Source organism: Vibrio sp. J502 (assembly GCF_025397955.1).
In the GTDB taxonomy this organism is placed as follows: Bacteria; Pseudomonadota; Gammaproteobacteria; order Enterobacterales; family Vibrionaceae; genus Vibrio; species Vibrio anguillarum.
This window is the reverse complement of sequence record NZ_CP104554.1, coordinates 2,997,602-3,015,433: the sequence shown is the minus strand read 5'-3', so window position 1 is coordinate 3,015,433 and position 17,832 is coordinate 2,997,602. Positions and strand designations below refer to the sequence as shown.

Here is a 17,832-nt window from a genome sequence, read left to right as displayed (position 1 = left end):
AAATTTTTCAGCATTTAGCTATTTCCTTAGTTCCTTTAAGAATAAGGAACAAATAAATAAGATATAAAACAACTTCATGCACAACAAAAGCAATCAGAAACTCTTCAATTGAAAGAGAAGAGGAGAAATACAATGTTACACTAATCGTACATAGATAGAGAACTTGCCATAAAACCCCCATCTTTATGTTTTGTTCTAAACCAAGAACTGCACTTAATGGGCTGACAGCGAAACGTACTGCAACAGCTATGACTAAATAACCTGCATAAACCCCAGCTTGTGACCATTCATTACCAAAAATAATTGAAAACAAACTTTCACCCCATATGAATAAAACAGGCACAGCGGGGAGGTATATAATAAAAAGTAACAAAAACATTTTTATTATATAAAGATTAAGTTTCTCTGGCTCTGTTTGACTTATTTCAACTACCTTTTGAAAGAGAACCTGTGCAATAGCAGATGAAATAATCGATGTCGGCATATTCAAAACACGAAAAGTCAGACTAAACATTCCCGTCACTGAATTTGAATAGAACTTCGTCAACAGTATAACCGGCATTTGTACAGCTCCTGCATCGCACAGAGCCCCCAAAACTCCATAAGTCGGGAACTTATGATACTTTATACCTTGTTTTTGTATCGAATTTATTTTTGACTTTCTTATTAGCGACTTATAGTTTCTATCTTTCTTTAAAAGGTATATTGAACCAGATACTATTCCTACGAACTGCCCACAAATAAGACCACCTGATACCTGTAAAAAACCAAGTGACGTTTGGGCGAAACCTTGAAATAAGCTTTGATTCACACGCGACACTGCTGTGTTTATGAATTTTTTCTGCCTATTATTCCAATAAGTTAGAGCTTGATAAATACCTGTGAACAACACAGATACAGGGACTAAGTACAACCAAACAGCAATATCCTCATTACCTAGAAAACGAGCAATTTGCGCATTCCAAATCGATATAGGTATACTAATCAGCAAAGAAAAAAACAGAGCAACTAGCATTGAAAGTTGCAAAAGAAGACGGGCATCCTCATCATCTTTTGGCAACATAATAGCTATTTCATAACGCCCAGTAGCAACCACTCCCAATATAGATACGCATGCTGCATAGAGAGCCAAAAGACCAAAATCTTCTGGTGAAAACATCCGAGTTAGTATAGGAATAATTGCAATGGGTATTGCTTGAGCAATACCTGTCCCTGTCATTAACGTAAGTACATTTTTTGAAAAGCTTTTATTCAACAATATTCCACTCTATAAATATCTCTTCGAAAGTCGGCAAGGCCTGCTTTGCATACTCAACCACTGCTACTTCATTTAAGTGGTGCTCGTCGTAATAAAGCAATTCACCATTATAAAAAGGAGGACTTTTGAAAACAGGCAAAAAATTAAGTTCAAGGTAATGAACACGATCAATGACCATGCTTAGATCATATAAGTATTCATTTGTACGCAAATAGTCTGGATTGATATTCACATACGGTGTCAACCCTAAGGACAAAAACCTCTTAGCACGCTGTGGATTTCGATTTAATAGTGGAACCTGACTCAAAATATAAACTTGCGCCTGTGACGCCATATTCTGTAAAAAATCACGTAAAGCACGATTAAATTCCTCACTACGGAGATGCCAATTCCAAGATGCCGTTATAAATATTAACTCAACATTCTCCAGATAGGATTTTGTCTGTTCAATTTGGGCAACACATGATTGCTGTGCCCATTCAGCAATCCGATTGTAATCAAATCCAGGAATAGTCACGCAACTACTCGCAGTTATAACCCTAGCTTTAAAGCCAATTTCTTTTCCAATATGATCAAAAAAGTGATTGAGCATAGCTGCGTGCGAATCGCCCAAGACCAATATCTCTTTTACACTATCCAGGTCCCCTCTCAGACAATCACCAACTATATGCCCATGGCAATTTTGTGAATCATCGCCATAGCGCAAATACTCTAGTGGCAAGGCTACAGGAGTAAACATGGCATTCACTTTCGCCATGGTCTGAGATGCACCTAATACACCAAAAACCAGAAGCCCCCAACTAAGTGCTTGTTTCTTGTTGGTACTCTTGCTTCTGAAAACCCGTTCAACCCCATAGTAGGAAACAATAGATAGTATGAATGTCAGCAGAACAAACAGGATGCTGAATTCTATATCGAGTACCTCTGCACTTGTGTAGTAGCGCAAAAAGGCCAATACTGGCCAATGCCAAAGGTAGAGTGAATAAGACAGCCCACCAAGCCACACCAGAGTTTTGCAACTCAACAATTCGCCTACCCATCCTTGTGTTGGCTGACTGAGTAGAAGCACGCTTCCAACGACAGGTAACAGAGCTAGAATGCCAGGAAAAGACCCTAGCAGTGGTTGGGTAATTGCAGAAATAACAATCAACAGCATCCCAAGTATACCAAGCCAGGCAGTGCTTCCCTCCACCCTAGACACTGTTGTTACATACAGAGCTGCCAGACCGCCCACAAAAAATTCAGGCAGCCGAGCATACAGACTGTAGTAAGTTGCTTGCTCCATGCCCAAAAACCGCAGGCGGTATTCGGCTAATGCAGTTAACCCAATCAATAAAACGACAAAAAACCATTTTAATAAGCGAATCGGCAGCAGTAATACAATAAAAGGGGCTAATAAGTAGAACTGGATTTCTACGGCTAATGACCATGTGTGTAGTAACGGCTGTTCATAACTGGCCGGAGCAAAATAATCACCAAAGTCAGCGAAATACCGATTGCTGCTAAACCAAGTTGCTTTTTCCAACCCTTTTCGAAACGTGTTGAAATCACTTGGTAGAAACAATATTGCTGCCACTAGAGCTACTATTATCAGCATCAAAAAGTATGCTGGAACAATCCTCTTAAAGCGACTCACATAGAAATATTTCAGAGTTTCAGTAAGAGAATAGCCAGCACTGGATTTTTTATGCAGCAAAATGCTAGTAATTAAAAAGCCAGAAATCACGAGGAAAACATCGACACCAACAAAGCCTCCAGGAAGCCATGTCGGGTTTAAGTGAAAAACCATAACAGCAAGTACTGCTATGGCTCTTAATCCTTGAATATCCTTACGATGAGGAACAGAACTCACTGTGCCAAACTCTCTACCACACGTTGAATATCTTGCTCAGTCAAATAAGGATGCATTGGTAAACTCATCACTTCTTCTGCAATTTCATCGCCTATCGGCAATTGAATACTGCTATCAGCAACTGCTGGTTGTTTATTCAAGGGAATGGGATAATGTACGGCAGTTGGAATGCCAGCCTCTTGCAGCTTGTGCTGAATTTCAGCTCTATTCTTAACTCGGATGGTATATTGTGCCCAAGCCGAAATATTATGTGCTTCCACAAATGGGGTTGAGAGAATACCAGCCTTATTTAATAAACGAGTATAGGTATTGGCTACCTGATTTCTTAGCTCGATTTCTTCATGCAAAACCTCAAGTTTTGGTAATAAAATCGCAGCTTGTAAGGTATCTAAACGGCTGTTTACACCTACACGAATATGATGGTAGCGACGATCCTGTCCGTGACGAGCAATTTGGCGCATGACAAGGGCCAATTCATCATCATTAGTGAAAATAGCACCGCCATCACCATAGCAACCTAATGGCTTAGTTGGGAAAAAACTGGTACAGGCAATGGTGCTTAAGTTACACGATTTTTTGCCTTTGTAACTGGCCCCAAAACTTTGCGCAGAGTCTTCAATCACTGGTATGCCATACTTGGCGGCAATCGTATTAATTGCATCAAAGTCAGCACATTGTCCATACAAACTTACTGGAATAATTGCTTTGGTTCTTGGCGTAATAGCCGCTTCTAGTTTAGCCGGATCTAAATTGTAAGTTTTCGGGCAGACATCAACATAAACCGGTTTCGCCCCTAAAAGGGCGACGGTTTCTGCGGTAGCGATATAAGTAAATCCAGGGGTTATCACTTCATCACAAGGGCCAACACCTAATGCCATTTGGGCGATTTGCAATGCATCAGTACCATTAGCAACCGTGATACAGTGCTTAGCTCCAGTATATGCAATTAATTTTTGCTCTAGTTCAGCCACCTCAGGACCCAAAATATACTGACCATGGGCGAGTACTTTCTGAATTCCGACATCAATTTTTTCTTTAATTCGCGCCTGCTGCGCACCCAAATCAATAAACTGCATTTTTAGCTCCTAGCCTGATAGCCAAGTGAATCCTCAGCAACTTGCAAATATATTTACATCAAAGAATTATTTATTAGCACTGATGTCTTTTAATCACAGTGTCACCGCTGAGGATATAAACAGCACCAGTATGAGGACAAATCACTTCAGCGTCTCCGCTCAATGGCAAGTCTAGCTGCTCACCAAATTCACTCATCCAACCTTTTTGTTTAGCTGGTACACCCACCATCATTGCATAAGCAGGAACATCTTTGTTCACAACTGCCCCCGCGCCGATAAAAGCAAACTCCCCAATAGTTACACCACAGACAATCGTACAATTAGCACCAAGCGTAGCCCCTTTTTTAACTAAGGTATCGCGATATTGATCTTTGCGTTCAATCAGTGACCGTGGATTATAAACATTGGTAAATACCATGCTTGGCCCACAAAATACTCCCTCCTCTAAATGCACATTGTCATACACTGAGACGTTATTTTGAATCTTACAATGATCGCCAATCGTAACTTTGTTTCCCACAAATACGTTTTGGCCCAGTGATACACCTTGGCCAATATGGGCACCGGCACAAACGTGTGTCCAGTGCCACACTCGGCTGCCATCACCTATTTGTGCACCATCATCAATAATGGCTGTTTCGTGTTTAAAATATTTCATGAAAAATGTTCTATCGATTGAGAAGGGAAGCTGAACACTTCCCTTGTGAAGGCTATACCCTTACTACTTGAAGCTGCAGCGGTGTTGGCTACGTTGGTTCACCCCTATCACATAGTTTATCTATGCTCATGGGGATTCATTCACTCACTTGCCGCCTACCTGCAACTCCAAGTAGTTTGGCTATTAATCAAAGGCGGATGTCTGCTTCATCGGCGGTTAATACATGCTTCACATCATAAAGTACATGCTCTTTTTTACCTAAACGACGTAACTTTTCAACACCCATCTGTTTGGTTTGACTATGATCCACGGCCAGTACGATTGCATCGTAGTAACCATCGCGCAGCTCATCAATCAACTCAATACCGTACTCATGCTTCACTTCCTCTTTCGAGGCCCAGCTATCGTATACATCAACTGACATGTTGAAATCTTGCAATTCGTTAACAATATCAATAATTTTGGTATTACGAAAATCAGGACAATCACCTTTAAAGGTAAAGCCCATGATCAGCACTTTTGCTTCATCAATATGAATTTTTTTACGTGACAGAGATTTAACTAATTGTGTGGCGACGTATTCACCCATACCATCATTAATACGACGACCAGCTAAAATCACCTCTGGTCGATAGCCAACTTCTTGTGCTTTATGGGTGAGGTAGTAAGGATCCACACTGATGCAGTGACCTCCAACTAACCCCGGCTTGAAATGCAAAAAGTTCCACTTTGTGCCAGCTGCTTTTAAAACAGCTTCAGTATCAATACCTAGTCGATTAAAAATTTTGGCAAACTCATTGATTACAGCAATATTTAGATCACGCTGGGTATTTTCAATAACTTTAGCGGCTTCTGCCACCTTGATTGATGGCGCTTTATGGGTACCAGCAGTGACTATCGAAGAGTATACTTGATCAACAAAATCAGCCACTTCAGGCGTAGAGCCAGAAGTTATTTTCATGATCGTAGTTAAACGATTCACTTTATCTCCTGGATTGATACGCTCTGGGCTATAACCAGCAAAGAAATCGCGATTAAACACTAAACCTGAATTTTTCTCGATGATAGGAAGGCACACTTCTTCCGTTGCACCGGGATAAACTGTTGATTCGAAAACGACAATATCACCGTGGGAGACCACTTTCGCAAGAGCTTCAGAAGCTTTTTTTAGTGGGTTAAGATCCGGTGTTTTTTCATCTGTGATTGGTGTAGGCACGGTAACGATATAAAAATTACAGTCTTTAATCTCTTCCAATTGGTGAGTGTAACTCAGCAATGGAGCACTACGCAGTTCCTCTTCGGAACATTCCAAGGTTAAATCAATGCCAGAGTGTAATTCAGCGACCCTTTTCTGGTTAATATCAAAACCTACCGTGCTAAACTTCTTACCAAACTCAACCGCAAGCGGTAAGCCAACATAGCCTAAACCAATAATGCCAATCTTTACATTTTCTAACTTCATTTTTCTTTACTCGTAATTACAGATTCAATGGCAAACCAATTTCTTTATGATCGCGAGCTGAGCGATAAATGCTGATCAATAGCTCAAGTGATTTTAAACCCTCACGGCCGTCGGTTTCTGGCTCTGCCTCGCCACGCAATACATCGGCAACGTTTTTAAAGTAAGGTGGATGACCAAATCCATAGACTGAAGTGGTTTGGTAGTTGGCTTGTTCAATTTGCTGATCGTAATCTTTTGATTCTGCAAAATTCCATTCTTGGATTTCATTAACCGCCACGCCACCAACACGCACTGTCCCTTTTTCCCCAAAAATAGTGATTGAACCCTCTAAATTATTGGGATAAGTACACATAGTGACCGCCATTGAGCCTAACGCGCCATTACGCCATTTGATGTTCACCACACCAGTATCTTCAACTTCAATATCACGATGAGTGGAGGTCATAGCATGGATGGTTTCAATAGGCCCCACTAGCCAATGGAGAAGATCGACATAATGAGTCGCCTGATTCATAAAAGCACCACCATCCATGTGCCAAGTACCAGACCAAGCAGCGCGGTCGTAATACTCTTGAGGTCTGGTCCAAAACACATTTAAATGCACCATATGGATTTTACCAAAACGCTTTTCCGTCACTGCACGCTTAAGTAATTGCAATGTTGAATTACGGCGGTTTTGTTTAACCACAAATAAACGCACCCCAGCGTCATCACACGCTTTAACCATTGCTAGTCCATCTTCCCACTTGGTCGCCATCGGTTTTTCGGTAATCACATGTACACCGGCTTTCGCAGCTTTAATAGTTTGTGGTGCATGTATGCCACTCGGGGTACACAAGGTGACGATATCAAGTGTTTGTGAAGCGAGCAGATCATCTATCGAGTGATAACCCGGAACGCCGTATTTATTTGAATGCAGCTCTAACACTTCTGGGTTGTTATCGCACACCGCGACCAGCTCATATTCTGAATCAAGCTGCTCAATTGAGCCAAAATGATTTTTAGAAATACGCCCACAACCAACGACTGCTATTCGAATTTTTCTATTTTTTATCATATTAATCACTCTAATTTGCTACTTTTTATCTCAGTGATAGTCCACGGAAATCGCATGAACATCACCGCCCGGTAAGGCTTTCGAGAACCTTACTTAGGTAGTTTTCGTCCATTGCGCAGTTCATCCGTTTGCGTTTAATGCCACCTTTAAAGGTGGTTTCACTCTTTAATAGGTTCAAACACATCTGCCTGATCCTTGCTAAAGCCTCTGCGCGATCATCGACTCTAATACGAGAGTTGTCCTCACTAAATGCGGTATCAAGGGACCAATGCATGGCCTCTACGCCCCAATGAGAACGCGTCGCTTCAAGCAGCGTTTGGGCTTCTAATTCTTTAGAACAGATATAGTAACGAATACTCACATCTTGCTCTGTTGCTACAGCCGATTCTTGGCGAATCGAAGCGACGATGCCCATTGATTTTAGCTCGGGCCATTCATGCTCAATATCACCTAAAACCGACAAATCACGGTTCGCTAAAGCCACTCTCGTTTCCGTTCTTCCGTGACTTTTTTCTTGTGTACTGTAAGAACTGCCGTCAAAGTCTTGAAGCATGTCCATTCGAAAATAATCATCAAAGGCTTGCTCAAGCATTCCCTGATTACCTTTCACTGCTAACAAATAATCCGCTTCTTTATCATCGAGAATTTTTTGCGCTATTTTCTTTTGGCATCCCATTGCATCAATCGTAACCAAGCAGCCTTTTACCTCTAGCAAGTCAAGTAGCTTGGGGATCGCGGTAATTTCATTACTTTTACTATCAACCTTCTGTTGGCCGATACTCATTCCGTTTGCAGTAGCAAAAGCGTTCACCATGTGAATCGTTCCTTTACCCTTCGAGCGGTCATAAGAGCCACGTAATGTTTTACCGTCGATAGCGATGACTTCTCCATCCGTCAGTGTATGGCAGTCCTTCATCCAAAAAGCTTCTTTGCAACGCTGTCGGATTAATCATGCCCATCACACGAGACAGCGTATCTGCAGAAGGAATACCAGCGTCAAAGTGACCATATCGTTTGAGGAAATCTAAGCGAGCATTGCCAAAATCGATAATGCCATCCCAGCCATCATGACCCGACAAAACGCCACAAATTGTCAGCAAAATAATGTCTGATAATTTGTGTGCTATTTTATTTTCCTGTCGATAATCTTTAATGATTTGAAAGTGCATAAATGGGTTGGTTAACTCGCTCATATTTAGGCTCCTATATTGTCTAGGAGCAATTAGAAAACAACAAAAATGATCCACAAGCAGATCTTGATTTTCATTTGGTTACATTCAATAGTTGGGATTCGTGATAGGTTCAAAGCGGATTCTTAGCATCTTTGCAGCCCTTATATATCAACGACCTTCATGCGGTTTCCCTGCTGCCTGGTCTAAGCTTTTTCTTCTTCTTTTCTAAACGCAAACCTCACCAGCACAATCGCAACGCCAAGCATGCCGCCCAGTAAGGTTCCAAGCACCGCTATCAATGCTCGTTTGGGCTCATCACGGCTAATCGGCGCTTCTGGTTGCTCTAAGTAAGCGTAACCTTGCACTTGCGCTGGTTTTACTTTACCTAATAGCTCAACCTGCTGAACTTGGGCTTGCAGCAGCGCTAAGCGTGGTTCAAACACACTTAAATTCGTTATACTTTTTAATGCATCGACTTTGGCTTGCAATGCTTTACTACCAATACTAATGGCAAACAGCTTCTCTTCATTCAGATTTTGTACAGGCTCATTAATATTGGCCGCTTTTGCAATTGCCAATGCATTCTGCACTCGCGCCAATTCCACCTGCAGGCGCAATTGGGTTTGCTGCTGCAAACTACTGTATTGCTGGCTAAGTTGGTTATGTTTTACCGTCAATTTACTGGTAAGGTCATTGGTTAGCTGCTGGTTCAGTTGTTGGTTAATAAAGTCGATATAGGCGTTAAGCAACACTAAACTGCTGGCTTTATCAATTGACTGAAAGCTGAGATAAAAATCACCCGCTTGTGTCTTACCCACTTCTTGAGCCGTAATTTTGCCATACCAACTTTGATAAAAGCGCGCCACATCATCAGTTTCGTTATTTTCATTCACTTTAAGCTGTTGCTGCTCAATGGCTAAAAAAGTAGGGTTACTTTGCATAAAGCGCTTTTTATTGTCATTAGTATTAAATGCACGCACAAAACGCTGGAAAATAGTGGCTGGGTTAATTAAGCCATCAAGCTCTTTACTCACAATAATGGTGCCATCTTCTTGGTAGAGATCAAACAATGGCTGATACTGCTTCACCTGTTGCAGGAAGGTTACAACTTGGCTTAATTCAGGCTGGGTAACGGTTGCTTTAGCGCTCCACCACTGCTGCGCCGTCAATGCATATACCACCGCCATCACAGCAAACAAAACAGTGCACAGCACTATGGTCAATTTCCCTTGCCATAGCACACTAAACAACTCACGCAGGTCAATTTCATCATTATTGCTTTGCTGATAGTAAGAAGGCACTGGTGGGTATGAAGAGTGCGAAAAAGGGGATTGATTCACAGTGTTGATCCTATCATTGGTTTTTAGGCACGCTACCGCCCTTAGGTATCCGCTCCTAAAGGCTGACTGTTTAAATTGTTGTTCAAGCTTTATCGAATTTGTCAATTTCGAGCCACCTTGCCACCTTGCGTGCCGAAGTTTAAAGCAAAACCCTTTTCAAGGCTAGACGTTCAATGAGAAAAGCGAGCTTTTGTGATTACAGCCACTAGCTAAGCCGCTATAATGCGCATAATTGTTCGTATTATAACCATAGGAATTTTGTATGATCATCGTAACGGGTGGCGCTGGCATGATTGGCAGCAACATTATCAAAGCGCTAAATGAACAAGGCATTACTGATATTCTTGTTGTCGATAACTTAAAAAATGGGCGTAAATTCAAAAACCTAGTTGATCTGGACATTGCCGATTACATGGACCGAGACGATTTCTTGGTGCAGATCATGTCTGGTGAGGATTTTGGTCCTATCGAAGCCGTATTTCATGAAGGCGCTTGCTCTGCCACTACCGAATGGGATGGCAAGTATGTGATGCTTAATAACTATGAGTATTCTAAAGAACTACTGCACTACTGCTTAGAGCGCGGCATTCCATTTTTGTATGCTTCATCAGCCGCAACCTATGGCGATACCAATACCTTCATTGAAGAAAAAGAGTATGAAGGTGCGCTGAATGTATACGGCTATTCCAAACAGCAGTTTGATAACTATGTACGCCGTATTTGGCAAGAAGCACAAGCACACGGTGAGACCCTTTCCCAAATTACCGGTTTTCGTTATTTCAATGTCTATGGCCCGCGTGAACAGCACAAAGGCTCAATGGCTTCTGTTGCTTTTCATTTAAATAATCAAATGAATGCCGGTGAAAACCCGAAACTGTTTGCAGGTAGTGAAACCTTCCAGCGTGATTTCGTTTATGTAGGTGACGTTGCGGCTGTGAACTTATGGTTTATGAACAACGGTGTATCTGGTATTTATAACTTGGGTACTGGCAACGCAGAATCTTTCCAAGAAGTGGCTAAAGCCGTTATCAAGCACCATGGTAAAGGTGAGGTTGAAACCATTCCATTCCCAGATCACTTGAAAGGTGCGTACCAAGAGTTCACTGAGGCCGATTTAACGAAATTGCGCGCCGCAGGTTGTCAGCATCAATTTAAGACGGTGGCTGAAGGTGTGGCTGAGTATATGATGTTGATTAATAAGTAGTGAGGCTGTAATCACCCCCTCCTAACCTCCCCCTAAAAGGGGGAGGAATTAATAAACATCTCTCCCTAAAAGGGGAGGAATGAAAAATTGATCATGTTTCTTAGACATATGAAAAGCCCTTGCTGCTAACTCGTGGAGTATTAATGAATATATTAATGGCCTTATCTCAACTTGAGGTCACTGGGGCAGAGGTTTACGCCACAACCGCTGGTGATGAACTAACAAAGCGTGGGCATAAGGTATTTTATGTTTCCGATACGCTAACAAAACCTCACCAAGGGCTATTTTATAAACTCCGTTTTAATAAACGCAGTATTCCTCGCCGCTTTTGGCATGTGGGTTATCTTATTTATCTGATTAAGAAACACCATATCCAGCTAGTGCATGCTCACTCTCGCGCCTCCAGCTGGAGTTGTCACATTGCTTGCAAATTAACAAATACGCCTATGGTCACCACAGTACATGGTCGTCAGCCTGTACACGCATCTCGTAAAAAATTTCACGCCATGGGTGACAAAGCACTACCGGTTTGTGAGGCCATTGAACAACAACTCATGACTGAATTGAATGTTCCACAAAGCTTGCTCGTCGTAAGCCGAAACGGCATTGAAACGCAAGAATTCACTTGGCAAAACGCTCCTCAAAATAGCAAACCCGTGGTCAGTATTATTGGTAGGTTAACCGGCCCAAAAGGGGATCTTTGTTATCGGTTGCTCGATGAGTGTTTAGACTCAGCGAAATACCACATTCAGGTCATATCTGGCTCTAAAATTGAAGCACGTTTTGATAAGTTTACTTCCGACGTTCACTTTCTTGGTTATTCACAAGATGTCGTCTCGATACTTGCTCAATCAGACTTAGTCATTGGGGCTGGCAGAGTGGCAATGGAATCTTTGCTATGTGGACGGCCTACCCTGGCAATCGGTGAGGCAAGTGCAATTGGTATTGTCGATGACGATAATATCGCTGCGGCCATGGCAAGCAACTTCGGTGACATCGGGCCGAAAGATCTCGATATTGATTTTGCAAAAATTAGTCAATATGTGGAACAAGGGTTAAAAACACCACACTGCTCGCCACAAGTCAGAGAGATAATTCAGCACAGCTACAGCTTAACCAATGTGGTCGATCAAATAGAAGATATTTATCAAACGGTTTACGTTGAAAAACTGCGTAAAGAGATGCCAATCATCATGTACCATCGTTTTATTAAGGATGATAGTGAAAAAGGCGTACATGGAACCTATCTGCATATTGACATGCTTGAAAAGCACTTCAACCTGCTAAAAAAAATGGGGTTTGAAACGCTAACCTTTAAAGATTTAGCGGATAAAGGACTCATTCACCGCCTTGAATCAGGCAAGCGCTATATCATCTTAACGGTTGATGACGGGTATCAAGATAACTACGAATTGATGTTGCCGCTATTACGAAAATATGGTTTTAAAGCGGTTGTCTATATAGTAACGGGGGAGGGTTTTAACCGTTGGGATGTTGAAGTACCGAGCAACCCAGAAAAACCAGTGCCTTTAATGTCTCGTCAGCAAGTCAAAGCATTACACGATTCAGGGCTAGTTGAAATTGGGGGTCATACAATGACTCATCCATTTCTCAGCAAACTCAGTGAATCTGAACAGCGTCAAGAGATCTCACGCAATAAGCTTGAACTCGAAGAGCTACTAGACGAACAACTGGTTTCTTTTGCATACCCCTATGGCGATCATGATGCGCACTCAAAACAGATCGTGCATCAATGTGGCTATCAATTTGCGGTTGCAACCAACAGCGGCCCATTGTTAATGCATCAAGATCCATATCAAATACGACGTATTGCTATTTTCCCTAAAACCGATGTATTTGGCCTATGGCGTAAAGTACGTGGTAATTATACGTTTCGTAAATTAGGAAACTAACTATGGCGTGCAAATAATAACAACTTTAGTTTATTAACCGAAACTCATACTAAGGGATTGAATATGTCTGGTTTCTCTTTTATAGAAAAATTGCGTAATAAAATTAGGATTAAACCGAACAATCATATTCAGGTTGGTAAAAATACTCGAATCCGTTACTGTGACATTCACGTTAATGGTAAAAACAATCACCTTATCATTCATGATGGTGCTAATTTAAAAGGCGTCTCAATTGAGTTGAATGGTGAAAACTGTACCTTAGAAATCGGGACAAATTGTGTTATAGGGGAGAATTGCTTTTTCTCTTGCCGAGAACGTAATACTCAACTTTTTATCGGTGACAACTGTATGTTTTCACGTAATGTAAAGATAATGACCAGTGATGGCCATGATATATTGCGTGATGGGAAGCGTATCAATTTAGCTAAAAGTATTTATATCGGTTCACGAGTTTGGTTAGCCGATAACGTCACTGTATTAAAAGGCGTGTCAATTGGCAATGGTTCGATCGTTGGTATTAACTCAACAGTAACACATTCCGTTGCCGATAACTCAGCAGCAGCGGGTAATCCTGCTCGAGTTATCGCTGATTCTATAGTTTGGCAGGAAGAGTTAACTTTTTAAACTAACCGTTTACTCATTATTCAATAAATATTATTTAAAAAGATGGCGAATTTTTATCCTTTCCTATCTCTGAAAAACGGATCAACAAGCCACATAAGATCGTTAGTAAATAAATAAGATGTGTATGGTGCAAAGGAACATCAGTTAAACCTGCAAGCATAAGCATAATAAGCATGCTATTAACTAGTGGATTACCGATATATTTAACACCCGAACAAGTAAAATTAATGATTAAAGTAAAACAAAATAAAAACATTACCAGAGTTCCCACCACCCCATAGCGGGCTAAAGAATCTAAATATTGATTATGTAAATGGGGCTGAATAGCTGCACCACGATTTTTCATACCGGAAATGCTGTCTTGCAAACTGTCATCCCCAAGACCCAAAATAGGGTCATGAACAATCACATCCAAACCATGCTTCCATAAGTCGAACCGAATACCGATAGAGGTATTATGGTTCCCTTTCTCTATCATCGAAATTTCGTATTGCGTCTGTTTAATCCGAGTATCAATTTCTTTCTCAAAAAATGCATAAAATAGCACCGAAATGACACATATTGAAAAACACAAAAAAATATAATGTTTAACGGTCGGCTTTACTGCAACAATCATCAAATAAAGAATCGCCACAGGTAAAAAGAGAATTACCCCTCGCACATCGGTCATGATAATGGCCGCCAATGAAAGCAAGCCGCCTATACCAGCAAGCGTTTTCAACACTTTATCTGATTGATTTAAAACAAAGTAAACGCAACACAACAAGAGAAAAGAGACATATAAAGCATAAGGTATCGGGTTTGTCGCAATGCCAACACGCGCAATGTTCATCACAAAATGTTCATACAACGCATTTAGCCCACAAATAACTGAAGCTAATGCAACAATGTAATAAATCCACTGGCGTGATATTTTATTCCACGGCACAAAAAGCAAATAAACCAAACTTGCAATCAACGTTCTAGGTAAAGAAAATTCATCACCACGGACAAAGTGATAGCCAGAGAAAATCACTATCATCAATAATCCAGAGATAAAAAAGCCCCTTAACTCTGAATTCCAGTTTTCACTAATTGCATGTCGATATTTTAACAAGCAATAAAGAGAAACTATTGGTATCAACCGTGAAAGAATAAACTTACTATCAGAAAAATTAAATATAAGCATTAACACGACCACTAATGGTGATAGTAAAAATAACTTTTCTATATGATTAATTTTTTTATTTTTTATAAGCATTATTTGCTAAGGCCATTTTTACTTTGCGATACAGTGAGTACAATTCACGAGTGGGTTTTCTGTGCAATGGAGCCTTGGGTTGCTGTTCGTTTTGAAACGTTGTGTCAAAGTATTGAGGATTTGCAACCACACTTGGTAAAAATAAAAATGAAGGCATCTGATGCAAATATAGTGACCCCATATAGTTATCAACAGGCATCGACCAATACTGTGAAGCTTTAAGTAATTTCGTTGCTGCATCAGGAGAAAGTGCATAAGCTCTAGTGCCACCAAAATTATTACTTAGAAAATAGATGTCGTAGTTCTTTGCCTGTTCCTTCAAGAACAGTTGACTGCGTTCACAAGCTTCCTCCAATCTCAAAAAGCCATATTCTTGGGTTTTAATTTTGATTAGATCAATAAAATGTATAAAGCAGGGTAATAGCTCAGCATCATCCTCTAAAACAATGATCGGCTCATTCAACTCAACACTCTTTTGCCAGAGTAGGTAATGGCTCGCGTAGCAGCCCATCTCCCCTTTTGAAGGCATTTTACCACTGGTAAACCATAACCGCTTGGTATAGTCATAATTGGCAAATAAAGGGTGTGGCGGAACAACTCGACCATCAATCGCATCAAAGAACTCAAAATCTAGGCCGTAATTAGCCATTTGTTGCTCAATGGATGCTCGTCTTTCTAGGCTGTTTTTAAGGCTAATAACGTAGATTTTCATCACAAAAACTCGAATTTCTATAATATGCTCGCCAACATGCTGCACAATACTTATTCTCAGGTTGAGGCGGATTAGAGCATATCTTGCCTAGCATTTGAATGCATTTTTTAATAGAAATTGAGTTTTATCAAACGAGCGCTGTGCTAGAATGGCCGCAAAATAAGAATGACGGTGAAAAATGAAGTTACTGATTGTGGGCCCTTCATGGGTAGGCGATATGGTGATGTCACAAAGTTTATATCAACGCCTTAAGCAACAGCACCCTGATGCACAAATTGACGTTCTAGCCCCCGCTTGGTGCAAACCTATTTTGGAACGCATGCCAGAAGTTAATTGCGCGATTGAAATGTCGATTGGGCACGGCGCTTTTAATCTTGCAGGTCGATGGGCGCTCGCACAAGAGCTAAAACGCAACAATTACACTCATGCCTATGTCTTACCAAATTCGGCAAAATCAGCACTCATACCGCTATTTGCGGGTATTCCTTCTCGTACTGGCTGGAAGGGTGAGTTTCGCTACGGCTTACTTACTGATCTTCGCCCTAATCGTAAAGTGTTCCAGTATATGGTTGAACGCTATGTGGCTCTTGCTTATTCAAAAGAAAGCATGCTCGATGAAGTACAGCTAGAAAACTGCCCTCACCCTTCTTTATTAGTTGATAGCAAAGCTCAGCAATATGCCATTTCAAGATTAGGCTTATCGACAACCAAACCAATTGTCGGTTTATGCCCAGGGGCTGAGTTTGGTCCGGCTAAAAGATGGCCTGACCACTATTATGCTCAAGTTGCACAACACGCTATTGAAAGCGGCTATCAAATCTGGCTTTTTGGCTCGACCAAGGATAGCAAAGTATGTGACCTCATTCGTTCAGCACTTAGCACCGAACAACAAAAATATGCCTTTAATCTAGCTGGACAAACCTCACTTGTTGAAGCTGTGGATCTGTTGGCTGCTTGCCATACCGTCATCAGTAATGATTCAGGATTAATGCATGTCTCCGCCGCCGTAGATTGTAATATCGTCGCAATTTATGGATCAAGCTCACCGCAATACACGCCACCGCTAACTGAGCGCTTAGAAATGGTGTATACCGATATTGAATGCCGCCCATGCTTTAAGCGAACCTGCCCATTAGGGCACTTAAATTGCCTAAATCAACTGCAACCGGTGCAAGTTATTCAAGCTTTAGATAGATTTATTGGAAAAGATTCATGAAACACCTCTGGTTTGAAAAAGGGGCTTATGCCTCGAAGGCCGCGCGCCAATACTTGAATGGTTATTTTAATCCTTTAGCGATCAAGAAAATTGCCGTCATTCGCCATGCTGCGCTCGGTGATCAAGTCATTGTGCGCCCCTTTTTGATTGAAGCTCGGAAGTTCTTCCCTCATGCAGAAATAACATTAGTCACCGTTTCAAACTACCTCTATGGAACACCAGCAGAGTTAGCGGATAAAACAGTGGTAATGAAAAGCCGTGAGGATTCAAAACACTTATCACTCAAGCAAAAATGGCAAGACTACAGCCAACTGGAAGAGCAAGATATTATATTTGATGTCGCTGGGACAAATCGTTCTTACTGGATGACATTACTGACTAAAGCAAAACTCAAAGTTGGCTTTCCTTACACGCCATTTTTATGTGGCACCTTGTATAACTTGGCAGTATTTCGCTCTGACTTTCAACCAGAAGTAGAATGCATGCTCGATATGCTTAAAATCCTTGGCCACAGCCCAAGCTATCCTCTCGATTTTGCCTACCCAGACAACAGGCAACTTTGTGATTTTGAGACACCTTACCTTGTCTATTTCAGTGGAGCTTCGCAGCTGAGAAAAATCTTATCTAAGCCTGAAATGCGTGCTGTCATCGAGCAAACTATTGAGCAGCAACCCAATGTAAAACATGTCTTCCTTGAGGGAAAAAATGAGTTTGAAAAAGGTGAGTATCTACAAGATCTTGCAAAGGCTGGAAAATTAACGATTCAGCCATGCTTACCTTTAGATGAATTAGTCACGTTTATTGCGAAAGCAACGTTAGTGATTGCTCCAGACACAGGCATACGCAATGTGGCCATATCGACCCACACACCAACTGTTGGTTTTTTTTACGCTACCGTCCCTTTTCGTTATACACCACTTTATGAAACACATACGATCGTGATGAATGCCAATGGTGAAAAGCCTTCTACTGAGCAAATTACTGCAGCGATTACTGCCACGTTGAAACAGCGCTCGATAACCGAAAAAAACAGATAGGATCAATCAAT

General features: G+C 41.2%; 14 protein-coding genes and 1 pseudogene. 5 read left to right on the top strand and 10 right to left on the bottom strand.

Annotated features, from left to right (window positions below):
* Nucleotides 1-7: 7 nt before the first annotated feature.
* The 8 genes and pseudogenes from N5E84_RS14060 to N5E84_RS14025 form a co-directional block, all read right to left on the bottom strand.
* On the bottom strand, nt 8-1,255 hold the full coding sequence (locus N5E84_RS14060; RefSeq protein ID WP_069211958.1) for a lipopolysaccharide biosynthesis protein: 1,248 nt from the start codon (nt 1,253-1,255) through the stop codon (nt 8-10).
* Nucleotides 1,248-3,110 (bottom strand): acyltransferase family protein, encoded by a 1,863-nt coding sequence (locus tag N5E84_RS14055; RefSeq protein ID WP_069211955.1) that lies wholly within the window; start codon nt 3,108-3,110, stop codon nt 1,248-1,250. Before N5E84_RS14055 ends, N5E84_RS14060 begins: the two co-directional genes overlap by 8 nt.
* On the bottom strand, nt 3,107-4,186 hold the full coding sequence (locus tag N5E84_RS14050) for a DegT/DnrJ/EryC1/StrS family aminotransferase (protein WP_019282765.1): 1,080 nt from the start codon (nt 4,184-4,186) through the stop codon (nt 3,107-3,109). The genes N5E84_RS14055 and N5E84_RS14050 overlap by 4 nt, the downstream gene beginning before the upstream one ends.
* A 73-nt stretch (nt 4,187-4,259) precedes the next feature.
* Nucleotides 4,260-4,844: an acyltransferase gene (locus N5E84_RS14045; RefSeq protein WP_019282766.1), complete on the bottom strand. Its 585-nt coding sequence runs from the start codon at nt 4,842-4,844 to the stop codon at nt 4,260-4,262.
* 187 nt (nt 4,845-5,031) lie between these two features.
* Nucleotides 5,032-6,306: a Vi polysaccharide biosynthesis UDP-N-acetylglucosamine C-6 dehydrogenase TviB gene (gene tviB, locus N5E84_RS14040; RefSeq protein WP_069211956.1), complete on the bottom strand. Its 1,275-nt coding sequence runs from the start codon at nt 6,304-6,306 to the stop codon at nt 5,032-5,034.
* Nucleotides 6,307-6,322: 16 nt separating this feature from the next.
* Nucleotides 6,323-7,363 carry a Gfo/Idh/MocA family protein gene (locus N5E84_RS14035; RefSeq protein WP_019282767.1) on the bottom strand — a complete coding sequence of 347 codons (1,041 nt, stop codon included), beginning with the start codon at nt 7,361-7,363 and terminating at the stop codon, nt 6,323-6,325.
* Nucleotides 7,364-7,424: 61 nt separating this feature from the next.
* A pseudogene (locus N5E84_RS14030) lies at nt 7,425-8,556 on the bottom strand (ISAs1 family transposase).
* 182 nt (nt 8,557-8,738) lie between these two features.
* Nucleotides 8,739-9,875 (bottom strand): LPS O-antigen chain length determinant protein WzzB, encoded by a 1,137-nt coding sequence (locus tag N5E84_RS14025; protein WP_081245192.1) that lies wholly within the window; start codon nt 9,873-9,875, stop codon nt 8,739-8,741.
* Between the two features lie 262 nt (nt 9,876-10,137).
* On the opposite strand from N5E84_RS14025, the gene rfaD reads away from it, so the two are divergent.
* The 3 genes from rfaD (at nt 10,138) to N5E84_RS14010 (ending at nt 13,616) form a co-directional block, all read left to right on the top strand.
* Nucleotides 10,138-11,079: an ADP-glyceromanno-heptose 6-epimerase gene (gene rfaD, locus N5E84_RS14020; protein WP_019282768.1), complete on the top strand. Its 942-nt coding sequence runs from the start codon at nt 10,138-10,140 to the stop codon at nt 11,077-11,079.
* Between the two features lie 143 nt (nt 11,080-11,222).
* A complete protein-coding gene (locus N5E84_RS14015; RefSeq protein ID WP_029388338.1) occupies nt 11,223-12,992 on the top strand; it encodes a polysaccharide deacetylase family protein in 1,770 nt (589 codons plus the stop codon).
* Between the two features lie 63 nt (nt 12,993-13,055).
* Nucleotides 13,056-13,616: an acyltransferase gene (locus tag N5E84_RS14010; RefSeq protein WP_019282770.1), complete on the top strand. Its 561-nt coding sequence runs from the start codon at nt 13,056-13,058 to the stop codon at nt 13,614-13,616.
* A 34-nt stretch (nt 13,617-13,650) separates the two neighbouring features.
* On the opposite strand, the gene N5E84_RS14005 is transcribed toward N5E84_RS14010, so the two are convergent.
* Nucleotides 13,651-14,856, bottom strand: a complete 1,206-nt coding sequence (locus tag N5E84_RS14005; RefSeq protein ID WP_029388339.1) for an O-antigen ligase family protein — start codon at nt 14,854-14,856, stop codon at nt 13,651-13,653.
* On the bottom strand, nt 14,840-15,568 hold the full coding sequence (locus tag N5E84_RS14000; protein ID WP_029388340.1) for a glycosyltransferase family 25 protein: 729 nt from the start codon (nt 15,566-15,568) through the stop codon (nt 14,840-14,842). The genes N5E84_RS14005 and N5E84_RS14000 overlap by 17 nt, the downstream gene beginning before the upstream one ends.
* 178 nt (nt 15,569-15,746) lie before the next feature.
* Between N5E84_RS14000 and waaF the strand changes: the two genes are divergently transcribed.
* Both waaF and N5E84_RS13990 read left to right on the top strand, forming a co-directional pair.
* Complete coding sequence (waaF, locus tag N5E84_RS13995) at nt 15,747-16,784, top strand: lipopolysaccharide heptosyltransferase II (protein ID WP_019282773.1); 1,038 nt, start codon at nt 15,747-15,749, stop codon at nt 16,782-16,784.
* Nucleotides 16,781-17,821, top strand: a complete 1,041-nt coding sequence (locus N5E84_RS13990) for a glycosyltransferase family 9 protein (protein WP_069212059.1) — start codon at nt 16,781-16,783, stop codon at nt 17,819-17,821. Before waaF ends, N5E84_RS13990 begins: the two co-directional genes overlap by 4 nt.
* Nucleotides 17,822-17,832: the final 11 nt, after the last annotated feature.

What these genes read in the sequence shown, in the direction of transcription:
- N5E84_RS14050 (WP_019282765.1), bottom strand. Translation starts at nt 4,186, where the DNA reads ATGCAGTTTATTGATTTGGGTGCGCAGCAGGCGCGAATTAAAGAAAAA.
- tviB (WP_069211956.1), bottom strand. Translation starts at nt 6,306, where the DNA reads ATGAAGTTAGAAAATGTAAAGATTGGCATTATTGGTTTAGGCTATGTT.
- N5E84_RS14035 (WP_019282767.1), bottom strand. Translation starts at nt 7,363, where the DNA reads ATGATAAAAAATAGAAAAATTCGAATAGCAGTCGTTGGTTGTGGGCGT.
- N5E84_RS14045 (WP_019282766.1), bottom strand. Translation starts at nt 4,844, where the DNA reads ATGAAATATTTTAAACACGAAACAGCCATTATTGATGATGGTGCACAA.
- rfaD (WP_019282768.1), top strand. Translation starts at nt 10,138, where the DNA reads ATGATCATCGTAACGGGTGGCGCTGGCATGATTGGCAGCAACATTATC.
- N5E84_RS14015 (WP_029388338.1), top strand. Translation starts at nt 11,223, where the DNA reads ATGAATATATTAATGGCCTTATCTCAACTTGAGGTCACTGGGGCAGAG.
- N5E84_RS14000 (WP_029388340.1), bottom strand. Translation starts at nt 15,568, where the DNA reads ATGAAAATCTACGTTATTAGCCTTAAAAACAGCCTAGAAAGACGAGCA.
- N5E84_RS13990 (WP_069212059.1), top strand. Translation starts at nt 16,781, where the DNA reads ATGAAACACCTCTGGTTTGAAAAAGGGGCTTATGCCTCGAAGGCCGCG.
- N5E84_RS14005 (WP_029388339.1), bottom strand. Translation starts at nt 14,856, where the DNA reads ATGCTTATAAAAAATAAAAAAATTAATCATATAGAAAAGTTATTTTTA.
- N5E84_RS14010 (WP_019282770.1), top strand. Translation starts at nt 13,056, where the DNA reads ATGTCTGGTTTCTCTTTTATAGAAAAATTGCGTAATAAAATTAGGATT.
- waaF (WP_019282773.1), top strand. Translation starts at nt 15,747, where the DNA reads ATGAAGTTACTGATTGTGGGCCCTTCATGGGTAGGCGATATGGTGATG.